This is a genomic window from Pseudomonas sp. MDT2-39-1, from assembly GCF_054898085.1.
Genome location: NZ_CM142716.1, coordinates 5173977 through 5191160, shown reverse-complemented (window position 1 = coordinate 5191160; position 17184 = coordinate 5173977). Strand labels below are relative to the sequence as shown.

Annotated in this window: 15 protein-coding genes, 4 tRNA genes and 1 pseudogene; 9 read left to right on the top strand and 11 right to left on the bottom strand. The window is 58.6% G+C overall.

Annotation, left to right across the window (positions count from 1 at the left end; translation table 11 throughout):
- Positions 1–3 precede the first annotated feature (3 nt).
- From ACYZTM_RS24330 to ACYZTM_RS24315, 4 genes are read left to right on the top strand one after another with little or no spacing between them, the layout of a single operon-like run.
- Positions 4–840, top strand: a complete 837-nt coding sequence (locus ACYZTM_RS24330) for an ABC transporter permease (RefSeq protein ID WP_165557531.1) — start codon at positions 4–6, stop codon at positions 838–840.
- On the top strand, positions 827–1627 hold the full coding sequence (locus ACYZTM_RS24325) for an ABC transporter permease (RefSeq protein WP_131063436.1): 801 nt from the start codon (positions 827–829) through the stop codon (positions 1625–1627). Before ACYZTM_RS24330 ends, ACYZTM_RS24325 begins: the two co-directional genes overlap by 14 nt.
- Complete coding sequence (locus tag ACYZTM_RS24320) at positions 1624–2613, top strand: ABC transporter ATP-binding protein (RefSeq protein ID WP_461985059.1); 990 nt, start codon at positions 1624–1626, stop codon at positions 2611–2613. The genes ACYZTM_RS24325 and ACYZTM_RS24320 overlap by 4 nt, the downstream gene beginning before the upstream one ends.
- Before the next feature lie 34 nt (positions 2614–2647).
- Positions 2648–3301 (top strand): HAD family hydrolase, encoded by a 654-nt coding sequence (locus ACYZTM_RS24315; RefSeq protein ID WP_131063434.1) that lies wholly within the window; start codon positions 2648–2650, stop codon positions 3299–3301.
- A gap of 130 nt (positions 3302–3431) precedes the next feature.
- Here ACYZTM_RS24315 and ACYZTM_RS24310 read toward each other — a convergent pair whose 3' ends face one another.
- Positions 3432–4394 carry a zinc-binding dehydrogenase gene (locus ACYZTM_RS24310; protein WP_461985056.1) on the bottom strand — a complete coding sequence of 321 codons (963 nt, stop codon included), beginning with the start codon at positions 4392–4394 and terminating at the stop codon, positions 3432–3434.
- A gap of 139 nt (positions 4395–4533) precedes the next feature.
- Between ACYZTM_RS24310 and ACYZTM_RS24305 the strand changes: the two genes are divergently transcribed.
- The gene (locus ACYZTM_RS24305) at positions 4534–6615 is read left to right on the top strand and encodes a carboxy terminal-processing peptidase (RefSeq protein WP_461985054.1); all 2082 of its coding nucleotides are present in this window, start codon (positions 4534–4536) and stop codon (positions 6613–6615) included.
- Positions 6616–6762: 147 nt separating this feature from the next.
- A complete protein-coding gene (locus tag ACYZTM_RS24300; RefSeq protein WP_461985052.1) occupies positions 6763–8553 on the top strand; it encodes a bifunctional diguanylate cyclase/phosphodiesterase in 1791 nt (596 codons plus the stop codon).
- A gap of 139 nt (positions 8554–8692) precedes the next feature.
- On the opposite strand, the pseudogene ACYZTM_RS24295 reads toward ACYZTM_RS24300, so the two are convergent.
- The 6 genes and pseudogenes from ACYZTM_RS24295 to ACYZTM_RS24270 form a co-directional block, all read right to left on the bottom strand.
- Positions 8693–9018 (bottom strand): annotated as a pseudogene (locus ACYZTM_RS24295) (hypothetical protein).
- Between the two features lie 496 nt (positions 9019–9514).
- Positions 9515–9922 carry an SEL1-like repeat protein gene (locus ACYZTM_RS24290; RefSeq protein WP_461957894.1) on the bottom strand — a complete coding sequence of 136 codons (408 nt, stop codon included), beginning with the start codon at positions 9920–9922 and terminating at the stop codon, positions 9515–9517.
- On the bottom strand, positions 9923–10294 hold the full coding sequence (locus ACYZTM_RS24285; protein WP_003223109.1) for a hypothetical protein: 372 nt from the start codon (positions 10292–10294) through the stop codon (positions 9923–9925).
- Entirely contained in the window at positions 10291–10632 is a 342-nt protein-coding gene (locus ACYZTM_RS24280) for a helix-turn-helix domain-containing protein (RefSeq protein ID WP_461980349.1), read from the bottom strand. The genes ACYZTM_RS24285 and ACYZTM_RS24280 overlap by 4 nt, the downstream gene beginning before the upstream one ends.
- Before the next feature lie 114 nt (positions 10633–10746).
- Positions 10747–11202 carry a YkvA family protein gene (locus ACYZTM_RS24275; RefSeq protein WP_131062171.1) on the bottom strand — a complete coding sequence of 152 codons (456 nt, stop codon included), beginning with the start codon at positions 11200–11202 and terminating at the stop codon, positions 10747–10749.
- Positions 11203–11495: 293 nt separating this feature from the next.
- Positions 11496–12209 (bottom strand): FKBP-type peptidyl-prolyl cis-trans isomerase, encoded by a 714-nt coding sequence (locus tag ACYZTM_RS24270; RefSeq protein WP_131062172.1) that lies wholly within the window; start codon positions 12207–12209, stop codon positions 11496–11498.
- A 269-nt stretch (positions 12210–12478) separates the two neighbouring features.
- Between ACYZTM_RS24270 and ACYZTM_RS24265 the strand changes: the two genes are divergently transcribed.
- Positions 12479–14290, top strand: a complete 1812-nt coding sequence (locus ACYZTM_RS24265) for a di-heme-cytochrome C peroxidase (protein ID WP_461985049.1) — start codon at positions 12479–12481, stop codon at positions 14288–14290.
- Entirely contained in the window at positions 14287–15420 is a 1134-nt protein-coding gene (locus tag ACYZTM_RS24260; protein WP_461985047.1) for a catalase family protein, read from the top strand. Before ACYZTM_RS24265 ends, ACYZTM_RS24260 begins: the two co-directional genes overlap by 4 nt.
- Before the next feature lie 85 nt (positions 15421–15505).
- On the opposite strand, the gene ACYZTM_RS24255 is transcribed toward ACYZTM_RS24260, so the two are convergent.
- The 4 genes from ACYZTM_RS24255 to ACYZTM_RS24240 form a co-directional block, all read right to left on the bottom strand.
- Positions 15506–15582, bottom strand: a tRNA-Asp gene (locus tag ACYZTM_RS24255).
- A 19-nt stretch (positions 15583–15601) separates the two neighbouring features.
- Positions 15602–15677: transfer RNA gene (locus ACYZTM_RS24250), tRNA-Val, on the bottom strand.
- 199 nt (positions 15678–15876) lie between these two features.
- Positions 15877–15953: transfer RNA gene (locus tag ACYZTM_RS24245), tRNA-Asp, on the bottom strand.
- Positions 15954–15971: 18 nt separating this feature from the next.
- Positions 15972–16047, bottom strand: a tRNA-Val gene (locus tag ACYZTM_RS24240).
- Between the two features lie 160 nt (positions 16048–16207).
- Here ACYZTM_RS24240 and rdgC point away from each other — a divergent pair.
- Positions 16208–17128 carry a recombination-associated protein RdgC gene (gene rdgC, locus ACYZTM_RS24235; RefSeq protein ID WP_461985045.1) on the top strand — a complete coding sequence of 307 codons (921 nt, stop codon included), beginning with the start codon at positions 16208–16210 and terminating at the stop codon, positions 17126–17128.
- Positions 17129–17184 lie beyond the last annotated feature (56 nt).

Genomic DNA, 17184 nt, shown 5'->3' with positions numbered 1-17184 from the left:
GCCATGACCCGTGGTAAATGGCTGGCAGCGTTGTGCCTGGTGCCTTTCGCCCTGTTCTTTATCGTGTTCGAGATCGCCCCACTGGTGTGGGTGATGATCAACAGCCTGCAATCGGAAGAGTTTGGCTGGGGCGTGGCCAACTTCACCAAGATCTTCAATTCGAAGTTCTATTTGCAGGCGATCCAGTACAGCCTTGAGATCAGTTTCTGGTCCAGCGTGTTCGGGATCATCATCGCGGTGCTCGGCGCCTATTCCCTGCGCCGGGTCGACTCGAAACTGCGTAACTTCGTGAATGCCTTCGCCAACATGACCAGCAACTTCGCCGGTGTGCCCCTGGCCTTCGCGTTCATCATTCTGCTGGGGTTCAACGGCAGCTTCACCATCATGCTCAAGCAGGCCGGGATCATTCAGGACTTCAACCTGTACTCGAAAACCGGGCTGATCATTCTGTACACCTACTTCCAGATTCCATTGGGCGTGCTGCTGCTCTACCCGGCTTTCGACGCCTTGCGCGAAGACTGGCGTGAGTCTGCCCAATTGCTCGGCGCCAACGGCTGGCAGTTCTGGCGCCACATCGGTTTGCCGGTGCTGACACCTGCGCTGCTCGGCACCTTCGTGATCTTGCTGGCCAACGCCCTCGGCGCCTACGCCACGGTCTACGCGTTGACCACCGGCAACTTCAACGTGCTGCCGATTCGCATCGCGGCGATGGTTTCCGGCGACATATCCCTTGATCCGAACCTCGCCAGCGCCCTGGCCGTGGTGCTGGTGGCGTTGATGACCCTGGTGACCATCGTGCATCAGCTGCTGCTGAAGAGGAGCTACCATGTCTCGCGCTGAACTGGGCCCCGTCGGTGTCTATCACCGGGTGGTGGTGTACTTGCTGTTTGCCATTCTGTTATTGCCGCTGGCCGGGACATTGATCTACTCGATCTCCAGCAGTTGGTCGGCGACCATTCTGCCCAGCGGCTTTACCTTCAAGTGGTACATCCAGCTGTGGAGCGATCCGCGCTTTCTGCATGCCTTCGGGCAGTCGTTGCTGGTGTGCGTCGGCGCGTTGATTCTGTCGGTGGTGCTGATTCTGCCGCTGCTGTTCGTGGTGCATTACCACTTCCCCAAACTTGATGCGCTGATGAACATCCTGATCCTGCTGCCCTTCGCGGTGCCGCCGGTGGTGTCCTCGGTGGGGCTGTTGCAGCTCTATGGTTCCGGGCCGTTTGCGATGGTCGGGACGCCGTGGATTCTGATCGGCTGCTACTTCACCATCGCGCTGCCGTTCATGTACCGGGCGATCACCAACAACCTGCAAGCGATCAACCTGCGCGACCTGATGGACTCCGCTCAGTTGCTGGGCGCCAGCACCTGGCAGGCCGCATTCCTGGTGGTGCTGCCGAACCTGCGCAAGGGTTTGATGGTGGCGTTGCTGCTGTCGTTCTCGTTCCTGTTCGGTGAATTCGTGTTCGCCAACATCCTGGTCGGCACCCGTTACGAAACCCTGCAGGTCTACCTCAACAACATGCGTAACAGCAGCGGCCACTTCACCAGTGCGCTGGTGATTTCCTACTTCTTCTTTGTGCTGGTTCTGACCTGGGCGGCCAATATCTTGAACAAGGACAAAAGCGAATGAGCTATGTCAGCGTCCAACACCTGCAGAAAAACTACGCAGGCACCACGGTATTCAGCGACATCAACTGCGAAATCCAGAAAGGCGAGTTCGTCACCCTCCTCGGCCCGTCAGGTTGCGGCAAGTCCACGCTGTTGCGTTGCATCGCCGGCCTGACCTCGGTGGATGGCGGCAAGATTCTGCTCGATGGCGTCGACATCGTGCCGTTGAGCCCGCAGAAACGCGGGATCGGCATGGTCTTCCAGAGCTACGCGCTGTTCCCGAACATGACCGTGGAACAGAACATCGCCTTCGGTTTGCGCATGCAGAAGGTCAACGCCGACGACAGCCGCAAGCGTGTCGCCGAAGTGCTGGGACTGGTGGAGCTGAAGGACTTCGCCGCGCGTTACCCGCATCAACTGTCGGGTGGCCAGTGCCAGCGCGTGGCTCTCGCCCGCTCATTGGTCACGCGGCCACGGCTGCTATTGCTGGATGAGCCGCTGTCGGCCCTCGATGCGCGAATTCGCAAGCACCTGCGCGAACAAATCCGTCAGATCCAACGCGAACTCGGCTTGACCACGATCTTCGTCACACACGATCAGGAGGAAGCGCTGACCATGTCTGACCGGATTTTCCTGATGAATCAGGGAAAAATCGTACAGAGCGGCGACGCCGAAACCCTTTACACCGCGCCCGTGGATGTTTTCGCCGCGGGCTTTATCGGCAACTACAACCTGTTGGACGCCGACAGCGCCTCGAAACTGCTGCAGCGGCCGGTCAACCACCGCATTGCGATTCGCCCGGAAGCCATCGAACTGAGCCTCAATGGCGAGCTCGACGCGCAAGTCCGCAGCCACAGCTTGCTGGGCAACGTGATTCGATATCGGGTCGAAGCCCGGGGCGTGGAATTGGTGGTGGATGTGCTGAACCGCTCGGCGGCCGATCTGCATCCCGATGGTCAGCGCCTGGCACTTTCCATCGATCCGACCGCCCTGTGTGAGGTAGCCTGATGCCTTTGTTGATGTCGAAGAGAGAACTGCACTGATGGCCCTGGCAATTTTTGATCTGGACGAAACCCTGATCCACGGCGACTGCGCCACCCTCTGGAGCGAGCAAATGGGCCGCCTGGGCTGGGTCGATCCCGAGTCGTTCATGCGTCAGAACAACGAACTTATGGACGCCTACAGCCACGGCAAACTAAGGATGGAGGACTACATGACCTTCAGCCTCGAGCCGATGATCGGGCGCACACCGCAAGAGGTCGACCATTTGGTAGGGCCTTGGGTGGAAGACTATATCGAGCCGATCATTTTCAGTGACGCGACCAAAGCCGTCGCGGCCCATCGCAAGGCCGGCGACCGGATTCTGGTGATCTCGGCGTCGGGCACGCACCTGGTCAGGCCGATTGCCGAGCGCCTGGGCATCGACGAGATACTTGGCATCGAGCTGGAAGTGGCGCACGGGGTTTATAGCGGCCACACCGTCGGCACCCTGACCTACCGCGAAGGCAAGATCGTTCGGTTGCTGGAATGGCTGGATGCGGAAGAGGAAAACCTTGAAGGTGCGAGTTTCTATTCCGACTCACGGAACGATTTGCCGCTGCTATTGAAGGTGGATTTCCCACATGCGGTGAACCCGGATCCGGTACTGCTTGAGCATGCCGAAAAGGCCGGCTGGCCGATCCATCTCTGGAAATAACCCAAACCCCTGTAGGAGCGAGACTTGCCCGCGAAGAACGATGACGCCGATGTATCAGTTAAACCGCGTCATCGTTCTTCGCGGGCAAGTCGGATCGCCGCACCGCTCGCTCCTACAAGGATCGGTGTTTTCAGGTCAGGCTTGGGTCGATCACCAAGACCAACTTCCCCGCCACCTTATTACTCGCCAGCTCGGCAAACGCCGCTTCGGCGTCCTTGATCGGGAATGTCTTCGCCAACTGAGGGCTCAACCGCCCCTCCGCAAACAACGGCCACACATGCTGGCTCAAATCACTGAACAAATCCGCCTTGAACTGCTCATCGCGACTGCGCAAGGTCGAACCCAGCAGTTGCACGCGTTTGGCCAGGACTTGCGCCAGGTCCAGCTTCGCTTCACGGCCGCCCATCAAACCGATCAGCACCCACCGACCATCCAGAGCCAGCATCTTCAGGTTCAGCGCGGCGTAATTACCACCAACCGGGTCGAGAATCACATCGAACGGTCCCAGATCACGCAAGCTGTCCAGGTCACCCGTGCGCACAACACCACCCTGCGCACCCAGTGCTTCGCAATAAGCCAGACGCTCGGCAGAACCGACGCTGACCCAGCACGGGTTGCCAAAGGCCTTGCACAGCTGAATGGCAGCTGAACCGATTCCACTTGCTCCGGCGTGCAGAAGAACTTTCTCACCCGGTTTGAGCGCAGCCAGTTGAAACAAATTCAGCCAAACGGTCGCATACACTTCCGGCAACGCCGCGGCCTCGGCCAGGGACAAACCTTCGGGGACCGGGAGCACGTGCCGTCCGTCGACAACTACCTCCTCGGCCATCCCGCCCCCGGCCAGCAAGGCGCAGACCCGATCGCCAACCTGCCAGGACGAGCCTGGGCCGACCTCGCTGATCACCCCCGAACACTCAAGACCCAGTACCTGACTGGCTCCCGGCGGTGGCGGATAAAGCCCTGCTTTCTGTAACAAATCGGCGCGATTGAGGCCCGCTGCCGCCACTCGAATCCGAACTTGTCCTACATCGCATGTAGGACTGGGCTCTTCAACCCACTCCACTTGACCTTCCACGCCTTGCAATGCCTTCACAGTGCCTCCATAGTGAGTCTGGACTGAGCCCGTAGCTGTAGCGCCGGGCTTTCTTGCATTATGCGACCGGCCCCTGTGGAACCGGCGACTTCAAAGACGGCCTAATATGCGTGATCAATTGTCCCCGCGTCGAATCAGCATGAAGCATTTTTTACCCAGCACCGCCCTAGCCCTATTCATTGGTATCGGCCTGTTGCCGATGTCGAGCAATACATTCGCAGCCAATAGCTGGGACAAGCTTCAGCCTGATCGTGACGAAGTGATCGCCAGCTTGAACGTCGTCGAATTGCTCAAGCGCCATCACTACAGCAAGCCGCCGCTCGATGACGCGCGCTCGGTGATCATCTATGACAGCTACCTCAAGCTGCTGGATCCGTCGCGCAGCTACTTCATGGCCAGCGACATTGCCGAATTCGACAAGTGGAAAACCCAGTTCGACGACTTCCTCAAAAGCGGCGACCTGAACGCCGGGTTCACCATCTACAAGCGCTACCTGGACCGCGTCAAAGCGCGTCTGGACTTTGCCCTTGCCGAGCTGAACAAGGGCGTCGACAAAATCGACTTCACCACCAAGGAAACCTTGCTGATCGATCGCAAGGACGCCCCTTGGCTCAAGTCCACCGCCGAACTCGACGACCTGTGGCGCAAACGCGTCAAGGACGAGGTCTTGCGGCAGAAGATCGCGGGCAAGGATTCCAAGCAGATTCAGGAAACCCTGACCAAGCGTTACAAGAACCAATTGGCGCGCCTGGACCAGACCCGTGCGGAAGACATCTTCCAGGCGTACATCAACACCTTCGCCATGTCCTACGACCCGCACACCAACTATCTGTCGCCGGATAACGCGGAGAACTTCGACATCAACATGAGCCTGTCCCTCGAGGGCATCGGCGCCGTGTTGCAGAGCGATAACGACCAGGTGAAAGTCGTGCGTCTGGTACCTGCCGGCCCGGCCGACAAGACCAAACTGGTTGCACCGGCCGACAAGATCATCGGCGTTGCCCAAGGCAACAAAGAGATGGTCGACGTGGTCGGCTGGCGTCTGGACGAAGTGGTCAAGCTGATCCGTGGGCCGAAAGGCACCGTGGTGCGCCTGGAAGTGATTCCGGCCAGCAATGCGCCGAACGACCAGACCTCCAAGATCGTGCCGATCACCCGGGAAGCAGTGAAACTCGAAGACCAGGCTGTGAAGAAGTCGGTCCTCAACCTGAAACAGGATGGCAAGGACTACAAACTGGGCGTCATCGAGATCCCGGCCTTCTACCTCGACTTCAAGGCTTTCCGTGCTGGCGATCCGGACTACAAGAGCACCACTCGCGACGTCAAGAAACTGCTGACCGAGTTGCAGAAAGAGAAAGTCGACGGCGTGGTCATCGACTTGCGCAACAACGGCGGCGGCTCCTTGCAGGAAGCCACCGAGCTGACCAGCCTGTTCATCGACAAAGGTCCGACCGTGCTGGTGCGTAACGCCGATGGCCGGGTCGATGTGCTGGAAGATGAAAACCCGGGCGCGTTCTATAAAGGCCCGATGGCGTTGCTGGTCAACCGCTTGTCCGCCTCGGCTTCGGAGATTTTTGCCGGCGCCATGCAGGACTACCACCGCGCGCTGATCATCGGCGGCCAGACCTTCGGCAAAGGCACCGTGCAGACCATTCAGCCGCTGAACCATGGCGAACTGAAACTGACCCTGGCCAAGTTCTACCGGGTTTCCGGCCAGAGCACCCAGCATCAGGGCGTACTGCCGGACATCGATTACCCGTCGATCATCGACACCAAGGAAATCGGCGAAAGCGCCCTGCCGGAAGCCATGCCGTGGGACACCATCCGCGCGGCCATCAAGCCGGCGGTCGACCCGTTCAAACCGTACATCGCGCAGCTCAAGTCCGAGCATGATTTGCGCTCGACCAAAGACGCAGAGTTCGTGTTCATCCGCGACAAGCTGGCCCTGGCTCAGAAACTGATGGCGGAAAAAACCGTCAGCCTCAATGAAGCTGATCGTCGTGCGCAACACGCCGATATTGAATCCAAGCAACTGGTCATGGAAAACCTCCGTCGCAAGGCCAAGGGCGAAGAGCCGCTCAAAGAGCTGAAGAAAGAAGACGAAGACGCGATCGCGGCCGAGCCGGACAAGACCAAGCCAGAAGACGATGCCTATTTGAGCGAGACCGGGCGGATTCTGCTGGACTACTTGAAACTCAACACCGCGGTAGCCAAGCACTAAGTGGTTACAAGCAAGATGATGGCAATTTAATGCTGACGCTCTCCGGAGCGTCATCATACAGTCATCATTCTGTCGTGAAATACAGGACTGGGAGCCCTCTTGACCAAGAGTGTGCTCCCAGTCCTTTTTTTATCGCCAGAGATTGCCATGACCACGACAGAACAGCTGAGTGCCTTGAGTTCCATACTGGCTCAAAGCGGCTTGCACAGCCTGTTCCAGCCGATCATTTCCCTCTCCGAGCGACGTATTGTCGGCTACGAAGCGCTGACCCGCGGCCCCTCGAACAGTCCGCTGCACTCCCCCATCGCGCTGTTCGCGGTCGCCCGTCAGGCCGGTCGCTTGAGCGAGTTGGAAATCGCCTGTCGTGAAAGTGCTTGCCGGCGTTTCAACGAACAGCAGCTACCCGGCAAACTGTTCCTTAACGTCTCTCCGGAATCCCTGCTGGAAGCCGCCCACCAACCGGGGCGGACCCTGCAATTGCTGCAGGACTTCGGCATACCGCCGAGCCAGGTGGTGATCGAGCTCACCGAACAGACACCGACCGACGATTTCCAGTTACTGCAAAACGCCCTGCATCACTACCGGGCGATGGGGTTTTCCATTGCGCTGGATGATCTGGGCGCGGGTTATTCGAGTTTGCGGTTGTGGTCCGAACTGCGTCCGGACTACGTGAAAATCGACCGACATTTCATCGACGGCATTCACCAGGACGCGCTCAAGCGTGAGTTCGTCGGCTCGATCCTGCAAATCGCCAAGGCGTCGCGGGCGCAAGTGATCGCCGAAGGCATCGAGCTGCCGGAAGAGCTCGCGGTGCTGACGGAGATGGGCGTCGATCTGGTGCAAGGCTATTTGCTGTGCCGGCCTCAGGAGCATCCACCTCTCGAGGCACGATCCTTGATGCCCAAACACGACAGCACCGCCGTGGCGCTGAATGACGAAGGCAGCGACCTCAGCGCCTTGCTCAACGATCAACCGGCGGTGCACCGAGACACACCGACAGCCACGGTGCTGGAAGCCTTCCGCCGTCAAGCCAACCTGAACTCACTGGCGGTGCTCGACGAGCGAGGCCATCCTTGCGGCATCGTCCATCGGCATTCGCTCTCGGACGCACTGCTCAAGCCCTTCGCGACCGACCTGTTTGCCCGCAAGCCCATCAGCCGTTTGATGAACGACGATTTTCTTGCCGTGGAAATGAGCCAGTCACTGCAACAGGTCAGTCGCTTGATCACCAGTCGGGCGCGGCAGCGCATCGAGGAAGATTTCATCATCACCCTCAACGGCGGTTATCTGGGGTTGGGCCGGGTGATCGATGTGCTCAAGCTGATTACCGAACTGAAAATCCAGCAGGCCCGCTACGCCAACCCGCTGACCCTGTTACCGGGCAACGTGCCCATCCAGCAATGCCTGACGCGGCTGCTGCAACAGGAGCGGGAATCGGTGATCTGCTACGTCGACATCGACAGTTTCAAACCCTTCAACGACATCTACGGCTACGGCCGTGGGGATGAAGTCCTGCTGTGCCTGGCGCAATGTCTGAACGATCGCGTCGACCCGTCCCGCGACTTCGTCGGCCATATCGGCGGTGATGACTTTCTGCTGGTGCTCGGCCCGGAAGACTGGCGCAAACGTTTGAACCAGCTGCTGGACGACTTCCAGAGCCAGTGCCGACGCTTCTACCGCAGCGAACACCTGGAAGCCGGCTGCTTTATCGCGCCGAATCGCCAGGGTGTGCGCCAGGAGTTCCCGTTGCTGTCACTGTCGATCGGCGTGGTGCATTTGCATCCACAGGCCTGTGGACAACTCGATGCGAGCCAGTTGGCGGAGATGGCATCGCAGTCCAAACATCACGCGAAGAATGTGCCGGGGTATAGCGTGCATGTGATTGATAGCTTGACGGTGCCGGGGCGAGAGGATGAGTTGCTGTTGGGGCATCGCTGATTGTACTGACGCCTTCGCGGGCAAGCCTCGCTCCTACAGGGTTTTGTGTTGTTTGTGATGATTGTGAACGACACAGAACCCGTGTAGGAGCGAGGCTTGCCCGCGAAGAGGCCAGACCAGACAACCAAAATCTCTGGAATCAATCCGCCGCTGACCGCGCCCCCAACCGCCGCCCAACCACATCCAGCACATCACACCCATCGCGCAACGGAATCGCACAGAGCAACGCGAAGTCGCTGAGAATCATGGAATCGCACTCAATCGAACCGCGCATGGACAGGTTCTCCAGCACTTGGGTTACGGCTCGGATTCGATAGCGGGCGGCGTCGGTCAAAATATCGAGGGGCGCGTGGGTGTCGACGAACAAGGTGGGCATGTCGCTGCAGTTGCTGGTGAGCGCCATGAAGCGGTTTTTTGGGTGGGAACCGGTTTTTCGTAGGGTGGATCAGGATGAAGTGTTGGCATTTGAGACCTTCCGATGACAATGGGAGCTGCCAAAAGCCTTCCTACAGGCCTGGGTGGCAGCTATACGCGGGGTAGGAATACCGAGCATCGGAGACTCGACCACGCCGAAGCGTGCCCGCGCACAGCCGCCGCAACAGATCTTACGGACGCATATAGACGGCCGCAAATCAGGTTTCGACGCTAACGCAATACCGATGCTGAAAGGGTTCCTACACCCCACCACTGAGTTTTCAGTGACCATCAAAGGCTATCGGGTGAACTCAGTTCGCACCAGTTCATGAAAGCCGCCACAACTCGAAGGAAATCTCCGATGAATTTGCCAGGCTTTAAACGCGCTGCACTTTGCGGGTGATCAATCAGGAAAGAAGTCAGGAACGGACGATGTTGTCGTAGGGCAATTCTCTAATACGTCGCCACTAATAAACGAACCGTCAGAAACGCAAACGTGGCGGGAGGTTTCCCTCACGCCACGTTCATTTGTCGAACCGCTATGTCTTTATTTCGCCGAATCGCGAGACGCCATCTCTTTAAGCTTCATCTCAGCCAACGGATGCCCCGCCTTCGCCGCCATTCCCCAAAACCGCGCCGCTTCATCCGGATCCGGCGCCTTGCTCGGCGTCCCCGCCAAACTGATCACGCCCACTTGATACGCCGCTTTGCCATCCCCCGCCAACGCCGCCAGGCGCAGCAATCGCACGCCTTCCTCACGAGCCCCAAGGCCGACGCCGCGAAAGGTCAGGATGTGGCCATAGAAGCTTTGCGCGCCGACGTCACCCAGATTGGCCATGCGCGCAAACTGGCCTTCGAGCCAGCTCCAGCCACGGGGCTGTCGCACGAACCACGACCAGTGAAACAACCGGCGGGCCAGCCAGTAACCGGCCCGTGCCTTGAGCTTTAAAAACACTCAGGCCTCCGCCGATTCCGGGTACTCGTATTCGAACACACGCACCACTTCCGAGGCGTGCCACGAGGCGGCAGCAACGCCGTCGGACGGCCCGGAGAAACGCCCCAGACGTTCGACGCATTCGAAGAAACCGGTGCGTGGCAGGCGACTGGCGCCCTGGCTGATCACCAGCGAGCTGCGCAGCGGCTGCTCGGCCTTGGCGTCCAGCGCGGCCAGATGCTCCAACGCAGCGGTGAGGGTTTGCATGGCCGGCGTGGGCAACTGCAAGCGCTCCAGCAAGGCTCGATAAGTCAGCAGATGGCGCTGGCGGCGGGCCTGATCCAGCTCACCCAGCAACCCGTCCCAATGTTGACGACTGATGCGTACGCTCACGTTTCATCCCTCCACCCTGGCACCGTCAGCTCCCAGGCCAGGCTGCGGCGAATCGCAGCGTCGGGTAGACGCTCGCCACTTTCGATCAAGGCCAGATAAGACGGGCTGATGCCTACCGTGCGGGCGAGCGCCTCAATGGCGATGCCCTTCCCTTCGCGCAAACTGCGTAGTTGATCCAGACCTGGAAGAATCTGGTCTGGTGATGCTGCGTGACGCACCGGCGTGTCGGGTGCCGGTTGTTCGTTGATGCCTGCTGCTTTCAGTAGAGCCTGATACTGAGCCCACGGCAGAACCGCGTATTCGGGCTCGCCTTCGCGTGTGATTATCTGAATATCCATGACTTCCCCGTAGGACAACGACACTTAGCGAGTCGGCACTTTTCCCTAGAAGTGTAATCCTAACAGCGGCCACGGTCGCGGGGGGTATGAATATAAGGACGATCCTCAATCAAATCAGGTTTTTTTCGGTCCTTGAAGCTGAAGTTGCTCGGGGGTGTCGGGAAGGCGCTCGGCCACCGCGAGCTTCTCCGGCAACTGGCGATTGCGCCAGGCACGGAAGGCATTGAGTTCGTCATCGAGGACTTTCATCAACCAGGCCAGCACGGCGATGTCATCGAGCATGCCGAATACCGGGATGAAGTCGGGAATCGCATCCACCGGACTGAGAAAGTACATCAGGCCGGCAACCACCGAGAGCAACGCCTTCGGGCTGATAGCGCGGTACTCCCCGCGCCAGTAGGCCAGGCACAGTGCCTGCAACAGGCGCAAATCGTCCTTGAGTTTGCCCAATCGGTTGCCTTGGCTGGCACCTTTGCTGGCGACGGCGAACAGCAGAGTCGGTAATCGTCCACGGGCCAACAAGCGTCCGGCAAGTGGCAGGAAACGAGCGAAATTCCAGGGTGCTTTCATCATTCCTCCCTCTGAAATGTTATCCACACAAATTGTGGATAACCTTGTGAACAGAGCTATTTTTCACGGCTGAAAGCCCCGTTTCATAAGGGCTTAACTCAGATCGGGCGTTTTTTACTCACATAAAAAAACCCAAGATTTCATTGACTTGGCGCGCCAGCGCGGCTAGCACGGGCGTCTCAATGGCTATGACTGCAACGTACAGCATCCGTTCGCTTTGTTTACCCTCGCTGAACGCCAGATGCAACAACGCCCCGCATAAAGCGAGGCGTTGTTTTTAGAGCAGACGCTGATTACTTGGTGGCGTCTTCTTTTGCTGGATCCTTGATCGCCAGCAGTTCCAGGTCGAATACCAGCACCGAGTTGGCTGGAATCGCCGGGCTTGGGCTTTGGGCGCCGTAGGCCAGTTCGCTAGGGATGTACAGTTTGTACTTCTCGCCAACGTGCATCAGTTGCAGGCCTTCGACCCAACCCGGAATCACGCCGCTAACCGGCAGATCGATCGGGCTGCCACGATCGACGGAGCTGTCAAACGTAGTGCCGTTGGTCAGCTTGCCGGTGTAGTGAACAGTCACTACGTCGGTCGGCTTAGGCTGTGCGCCATCAGCTTTCTTGACCACTTCGTATTGCAGGCCCGAAGCAGTGGTGGTTACACCGGCTTTCTTGGCGTTTTCATCGAGGAATTTCTTGCCGGCGGATGCCGACTCTTCGCTCATTTTGGCCATACGCTCTTCAGCACGCTTCTGCAGTGCTGCGAAGGCTTCGACCAGTTCGTCATCCTTCAGCTTCTGTTCTTTCTTACCGACGGCATCTTCGATGCCTTGGGCTACGGCTTTGGAGTCCAGGTCATCCATGCCTTCCTGAGCCAGGCTCTTGCCCATGTTCAGGCCAATCCCGTAGGAAGCTTTTTGCGCCGGGGTTTTCAGCTCTACGCTGGTCTGCGAATCACAACCCGCAAGTACCAGGCTAACCAGGGCCACCGCCGCCGCCAACCGATGCTGTTTCATGCTATTTCCTTGTTCATGCGCCTAAAGGGCAATCGAGTAAAGCCGCGAGCTTATCAGGCGGCCACGACCAATGGCTACCGGCATGAGAGCAGGAAACTTCTGATAAGTTCAGGTGTTTTAACGCATTTCGGGATTGGAATGATGAAGCTTCTGACATCTTGTGCCCACAGAGACGGGTGCCGTATCCCACAGCTTCTGGCGTAATGGCCACTTGCCTCACCCCGAACACTGAGGCATAAGAGAGCTACAAATCGACAAGGACGTTTATCTTGCGCCTCTTATTACGCCTGCTGGTGCTGTTCGCTGTGCTGCTGGGGCTGGGCCTGGCCGTGGTTCTGTATTACGTCGCCAACCCGAAACTGCCGACCTGGTCACCCGCACAACAGGTGCATTACCTGGAGCAGTGGAGTGCTGCTGACCGCCAGGCTTACTACTTCACCCCTCAGGGCACTCAGGTCAAAGGCTTGCGCTATGACTGGTTCAAGGAACTCGAGCTGCCCTTCTCGGAACAACGATTCGCCGCCCCCGAGTATCTGGCACGCTTTGGATTTCTGATCGACTCCGAGCAGAAAACCACGCCGAACAGCAATCCCGACAACTTGCCTGTGGGTTTTGCCCGCCATCAAAATCCTGGCAGCCAGGACGAATACCTCGACATCACCTGTGCCGCCTGCCACACCGGTGAATTGCGTTTCAACGGCCAGGCAGTGCGCATCGACGGAGGTTCGGCGCAGCATGTCCTGCCTTCCAGTGTTCCTACACTGCGCGGCGGTAGTTTCGGACAGGCGCTGGTAGCCAGTCTGATCTCGACTTACTACAACCCGTGGAAATTCGAACGCTTCGCCCGCAACGTGCTCGGCGAGGACTACGACGCCCGGCGCCAACAACTGCGCGAAGACTTCAAAACCTCTCTGAACATCTTCGTGAAGGTGGCCTGGAACGATACCCATCGCGGGCTCTACCCGACCGAGGAAGGCCCCGGCCGTACCGATGCCTTCGGGCGTATCGCCAACGCCAGCTTCGGCGACGCGATTTCACCCGATAACTACCGCGTGGCGAATGCCCCGGTGGACTACCCGCAATTGTGGGACATGTGGACCTTTGACTGGGTGCAATGGAACGGTTCGGCGCAGCAACCGATGGCGCGCAACATCGGCGAGGCCCTTGGCGTCGGCGCGACCCTGAATTTCTTCGACGCCAACGGCCAACCGCTTAAAGGTGACGAGCGCTATCCGTCGAGTGTCCGATTGCGTGATTTGCACAAGATCGAACAAACCCTGCAGCGGCTCAAACCACCGGCCTGGCCGGAAGACGTGCTGGGCGCTGTCGACAAACCCCTGGCCGTCAAAGGTCGCGAATTGTTCAGCGAAAATTGCGCGGGTTGCCACGTGCCTCGATCGGTCCAAACCAACGGACGCTGGGTGCAACACCTGAAAATGCTGCCGGTGGAATACATCGGCACAGACCCGGGTGCGGCCAATAACATCGCCGACCATCGCTTCGACCTCAGCGCCTTGCAATGGGACCCGGCAGAACTGGCGAAACTGGATGTGCAATTGCAGCCACCGCCCGCCGAACCGCTGGACATGAGCAAGCTCTCGTCCGCCAAGGGCCTGGCCTACGTCACCGCGTTCGTAGGAAACCGCGCTTACCGCGAGGCGAAAATCCCCGAAGCCGAGCGCCCGGACATGGATGGCTTCGGCCTGCCGATTGGCGTGCGCGAACTGCGCGCCTACAAGGCCCGTCCGTTGGCCGGCGTCTGGGCGACGGCGCCGTTTCTGCACAACGGTTCGGTGCCGAGCATCTATCAACTGCTCTCGCCTCAGGATGAACGCGCAACGAACTTCTACAAAGGCACGTTCGAGTATGACCCCAGGCACCTGGGTTATCGCACCGAAGCCTTCACCAATGGCTTCAAGTTCGACACACGCATCACCGGCAATCACAACAGCGGCCACGAGTTCCGTGCCGGCAAGCGTGGCAACGGCGTCATCGGTCGCCTGCTGCAACCGGAGGAGCGCTGGGCGCTGCTGGAGTACCTGAAAGTGTTGGGCGGCCCGTTGGAGGCACAATTGCCATGAGCAGACTCTGGATCTTGTTTGGCGCGTTTCTCGGCAAAGTCCTGCTTTGCTTGTTTGGCTTGGGATTGCTGGGTTGGGCGCTGGCCACGGCATGGTTTGCCTGGCAACACCGGGGGCCGGTCTCGGCTGAAGAACTGATCCCGGACGGCGAAGCGGCGATGACTCAGGACATCATTCAGACCGCCGTGCGCATCGTCGATCAGCACCGTGAAAGTACCCGCTACCTGCGCGATGCGCATGCCAAGGCGCACGGTTGCGTGAAGGCCGAGGTTCAGGTGCTGGCGGATCTGGCGGATGAGCTGCGTCAGGGCGTGTTCAGCGAACCCGGCAAAACCTGGCAAGCGACGATGCGGCTGTCCAACGGCAATGCCTATCCACAGTTCGACAGTATCCGCGATGCCCGGGGCATGGCGATCAAGCTGCTCGACGTGCCCGGCAAACAACTGTTCGCCGATCAACAAAGCCGCGGCGAACAGGACTTCGTGATGTTCAGCCACCCGAATTTCTTCGTCAGCGATGTCGCCGAATACCGTCAGAATGTGGCCGCTCAGGCCGATGGCAAGAAGCTGACGGCGTTTTTCCCCGGCTGGGATCCGCGCACGTGGCAGATTCGTCATCTGTTTATTGCCTTGGCGACACTCTCCTCGGCCCCGGAAAGTCCGACAAAGACGACTTACTTTTCGGTTTCGCCCTACAAGTTTGGTGAAGCCAACGCCAAATTCCGGGTCATGCCGGACCCCGACAGCTGCCCGGCCTACACCTTGCCGGCGCAGAATCAGAAGCTGCCAAATTTTTTGCGCAACGCGCTAAATCAGCAATTGTCGACGGATCGGGTGCCCGCGTGCTTCGTGTTGCAGATCCAGCGCCAGTATCCGGGCAAGTACATGCCGATCGAGGACACGAGTATTGAGTGGAAGGAAAAGGATGCACCGTTCGAGACCGTGGCGCGGATCAAACTGCCTGCCCAGGATTTCGATACGCCAGCGCTGAACGTGCAATGCGACAACCAGTCGTTCAATCCGTGGTTCGGGCTAGAGGCCCATCGACCGATTGGCGGCATCAACCGCCTGCGCAAAGCAGTGTATGAAGCCGTGAGCGATTACCGCCACAGCCGCAACGCCGAGCAATAAAGCCAAATCCCGGACAGCAAAAAGCCCGCATTAAGCGGGCTTTCTGTGTGGTGACCTGGCGTTCAGCGTTCCAGGTTACCGAATATGGCGCAGCGGACGGGACTCGAACCCGCGACCCCCGGCGTGACAGGCCGGTATTCTAACCGACTGAACTACCGCTGCGCGTAGCGTTGAAAGTAAATGGTGGGTGATGACGGGATCGAACCGCCGACATTCTGCTTGTAAGGCAGACGCTCTCCCAGCTGAGCTAATCACCCTTTACCTTCGTTGCGGGGCGCATTGTGCCACAGATTTTCATAAAGTGTTGATTTTATTGAATAATTTTTCAAAAAAATCTGAAAATCGGTAGAACGACACGACCTGCAGGAACAACGTACAAACTTTGGACAGAAAAAAACCCGCGTGAGCGGGCTTTTCCGTGGTGACCTGGCGTTCAGCGCTCCAGGTTACCGAATATGGCGCAGCGGACGGGACTCGAACCCGCGACCCCCGGCGTGACAGGCCGGTATTCTAACCGACTGAACTACCGCTGCGCGTAACACTAAAGCGAATGGTGGGTGATGACGGGATCGAACCGCCGACATTCTGCTTGTAAGGCAGACGCTCTCCCAGCTGAGCTAATCACCCTTCACTTTCGGTGTGGCGCGCATTCTACGGAGCGACCCAACCTCTGGCAAGCACTTTTTACAATAATTTTTGCAGGCCTTCCAAAGGCTTAGAGAAGGGTTGGCCTATGGCTTCGCTAAGAGAATAATGCCCCCCTTTGTATAAAGGAGAGACTCGCCCCATGTGGTTCAAAAACCTGCTTATCTATCGCCTGACCCAAGATCTGCCTTTTGATGCCGAGGCGTTGGAAACTGCACTGGCCACCAAACTGGCGCGTCCATGTGCAAGCCAGGAGTTGACCACCTACGGTTTCGTCGCGCCCTTCGGCAAAGGCGAAGATGCACCCCTGGTGCACGTCAGCAGCGACTTCCTGCTGATCTCCGCCCGTAAAGAAGAGCGCATCTTGCCGGGCAGCGTCGTGCGTGACGCCGTGAAGGAAAAGGTCGAAGAGATCGAAGCCGAACAAATGCGCAAGGTCTACAAAAAGGAACGCGACCAGATCAAGGATGAAATCATCCAGGCGTTCCTGCCGCGTGCCTTTATTCGTCGTTCGTCGACCTTCGCTGCCATTGCGCCGAAACAGGGTCTGATCCTGGTCAACTCGGCCAGCCCGAAACGTGCCGAAGACCTGCTGTCCACCTTGCGTGAAGTGATCGGCACCCTGCCGGTACGTCCACTGACCGTTAAAATGTCGCCGACCGCAACCATGACTGAATGGGTCACCACCCAGAAAGCCGCGGACGACTTCTTTGTGCTGGACGAGTGCGAACTGCGCGACACCCACGAAGACGGCGGCATCGTGCGCTGCAAGCGTCAGGACCTGACCAGCGAAGAGATTCAGCTGCACTTGAGCACCGGCAAAGTGGTGACTCAGCTGTCGCTGGCCTGGCAAGACAAGCTGTCTTTCGTCCTCGACGACAAGATGGTAGTCAAGCGCCTGAAGTTCGAAGACCTGCTGCAAGACCAGGCGGAACAGGACGGTGGCGAAGAAGCCCTCGGCCAGCTGGACGCCAGCTTCACCCTGATGATGCTGACCTTCGGCGACTTCCTGCCAGCACTGGTTGAAGCGTTGGGGGGCGAAGAGCTTCCGCAGGGCATCTAAAGTCTTGTGATTACTACTGTGGGAGTGAGCCTTTGTGGTGAGGGAGTTTAGCGAAA

What these genes read in the sequence shown, in the direction of transcription:
- ACYZTM_RS24315 (WP_131063434.1), top strand. Translation starts at nt 2,648, where the DNA reads ATGGCCCTGGCAATTTTTGATCTGGACGAAACCCTGATCCACGGCGAC.
- ACYZTM_RS24275 (WP_131062171.1), bottom strand. Translation starts at nt 11,202, where the DNA reads ATGAAAGCACCCTGGAATTTCGCTCGTTTCCTGCCACTTGCCGGACGC.
- ACYZTM_RS24305 (WP_461985054.1), top strand. Translation starts at nt 4,534, where the DNA reads ATGAAGCATTTTTTACCCAGCACCGCCCTAGCCCTATTCATTGGTATC.
- rdgC (WP_461985045.1), top strand. Translation starts at nt 16,208, where the DNA reads ATGTGGTTCAAAAACCTGCTTATCTATCGCCTGACCCAAGATCTGCCT.
- ACYZTM_RS24330 (WP_165557531.1), top strand. Translation starts at nt 4, where the DNA reads ATGACCCGTGGTAAATGGCTGGCAGCGTTGTGCCTGGTGCCTTTCGCC.
- ACYZTM_RS24300 (WP_461985052.1), top strand. Translation starts at nt 6,763, where the DNA reads ATGACCACGACAGAACAGCTGAGTGCCTTGAGTTCCATACTGGCTCAA.
- ACYZTM_RS24260 (WP_461985047.1), top strand. Translation starts at nt 14,287, where the DNA reads ATGAGCAGACTCTGGATCTTGTTTGGCGCGTTTCTCGGCAAAGTCCTG.
- ACYZTM_RS24280 (WP_461980349.1), bottom strand. Translation starts at nt 10,632, where the DNA reads ATGGATATTCAGATAATCACACGCGAAGGCGAGCCCGAATACGCGGTT.
- ACYZTM_RS24320 (WP_461985059.1), top strand. Translation starts at nt 1,624, where the DNA reads ATGAGCTATGTCAGCGTCCAACACCTGCAGAAAAACTACGCAGGCACC.
- ACYZTM_RS24325 (WP_131063436.1), top strand. Translation starts at nt 827, where the DNA reads ATGTCTCGCGCTGAACTGGGCCCCGTCGGTGTCTATCACCGGGTGGTG.
- ACYZTM_RS24270 (WP_131062172.1), bottom strand. Translation starts at nt 12,209, where the DNA reads ATGAAACAGCATCGGTTGGCGGCGGCGGTGGCCCTGGTTAGCCTGGTA.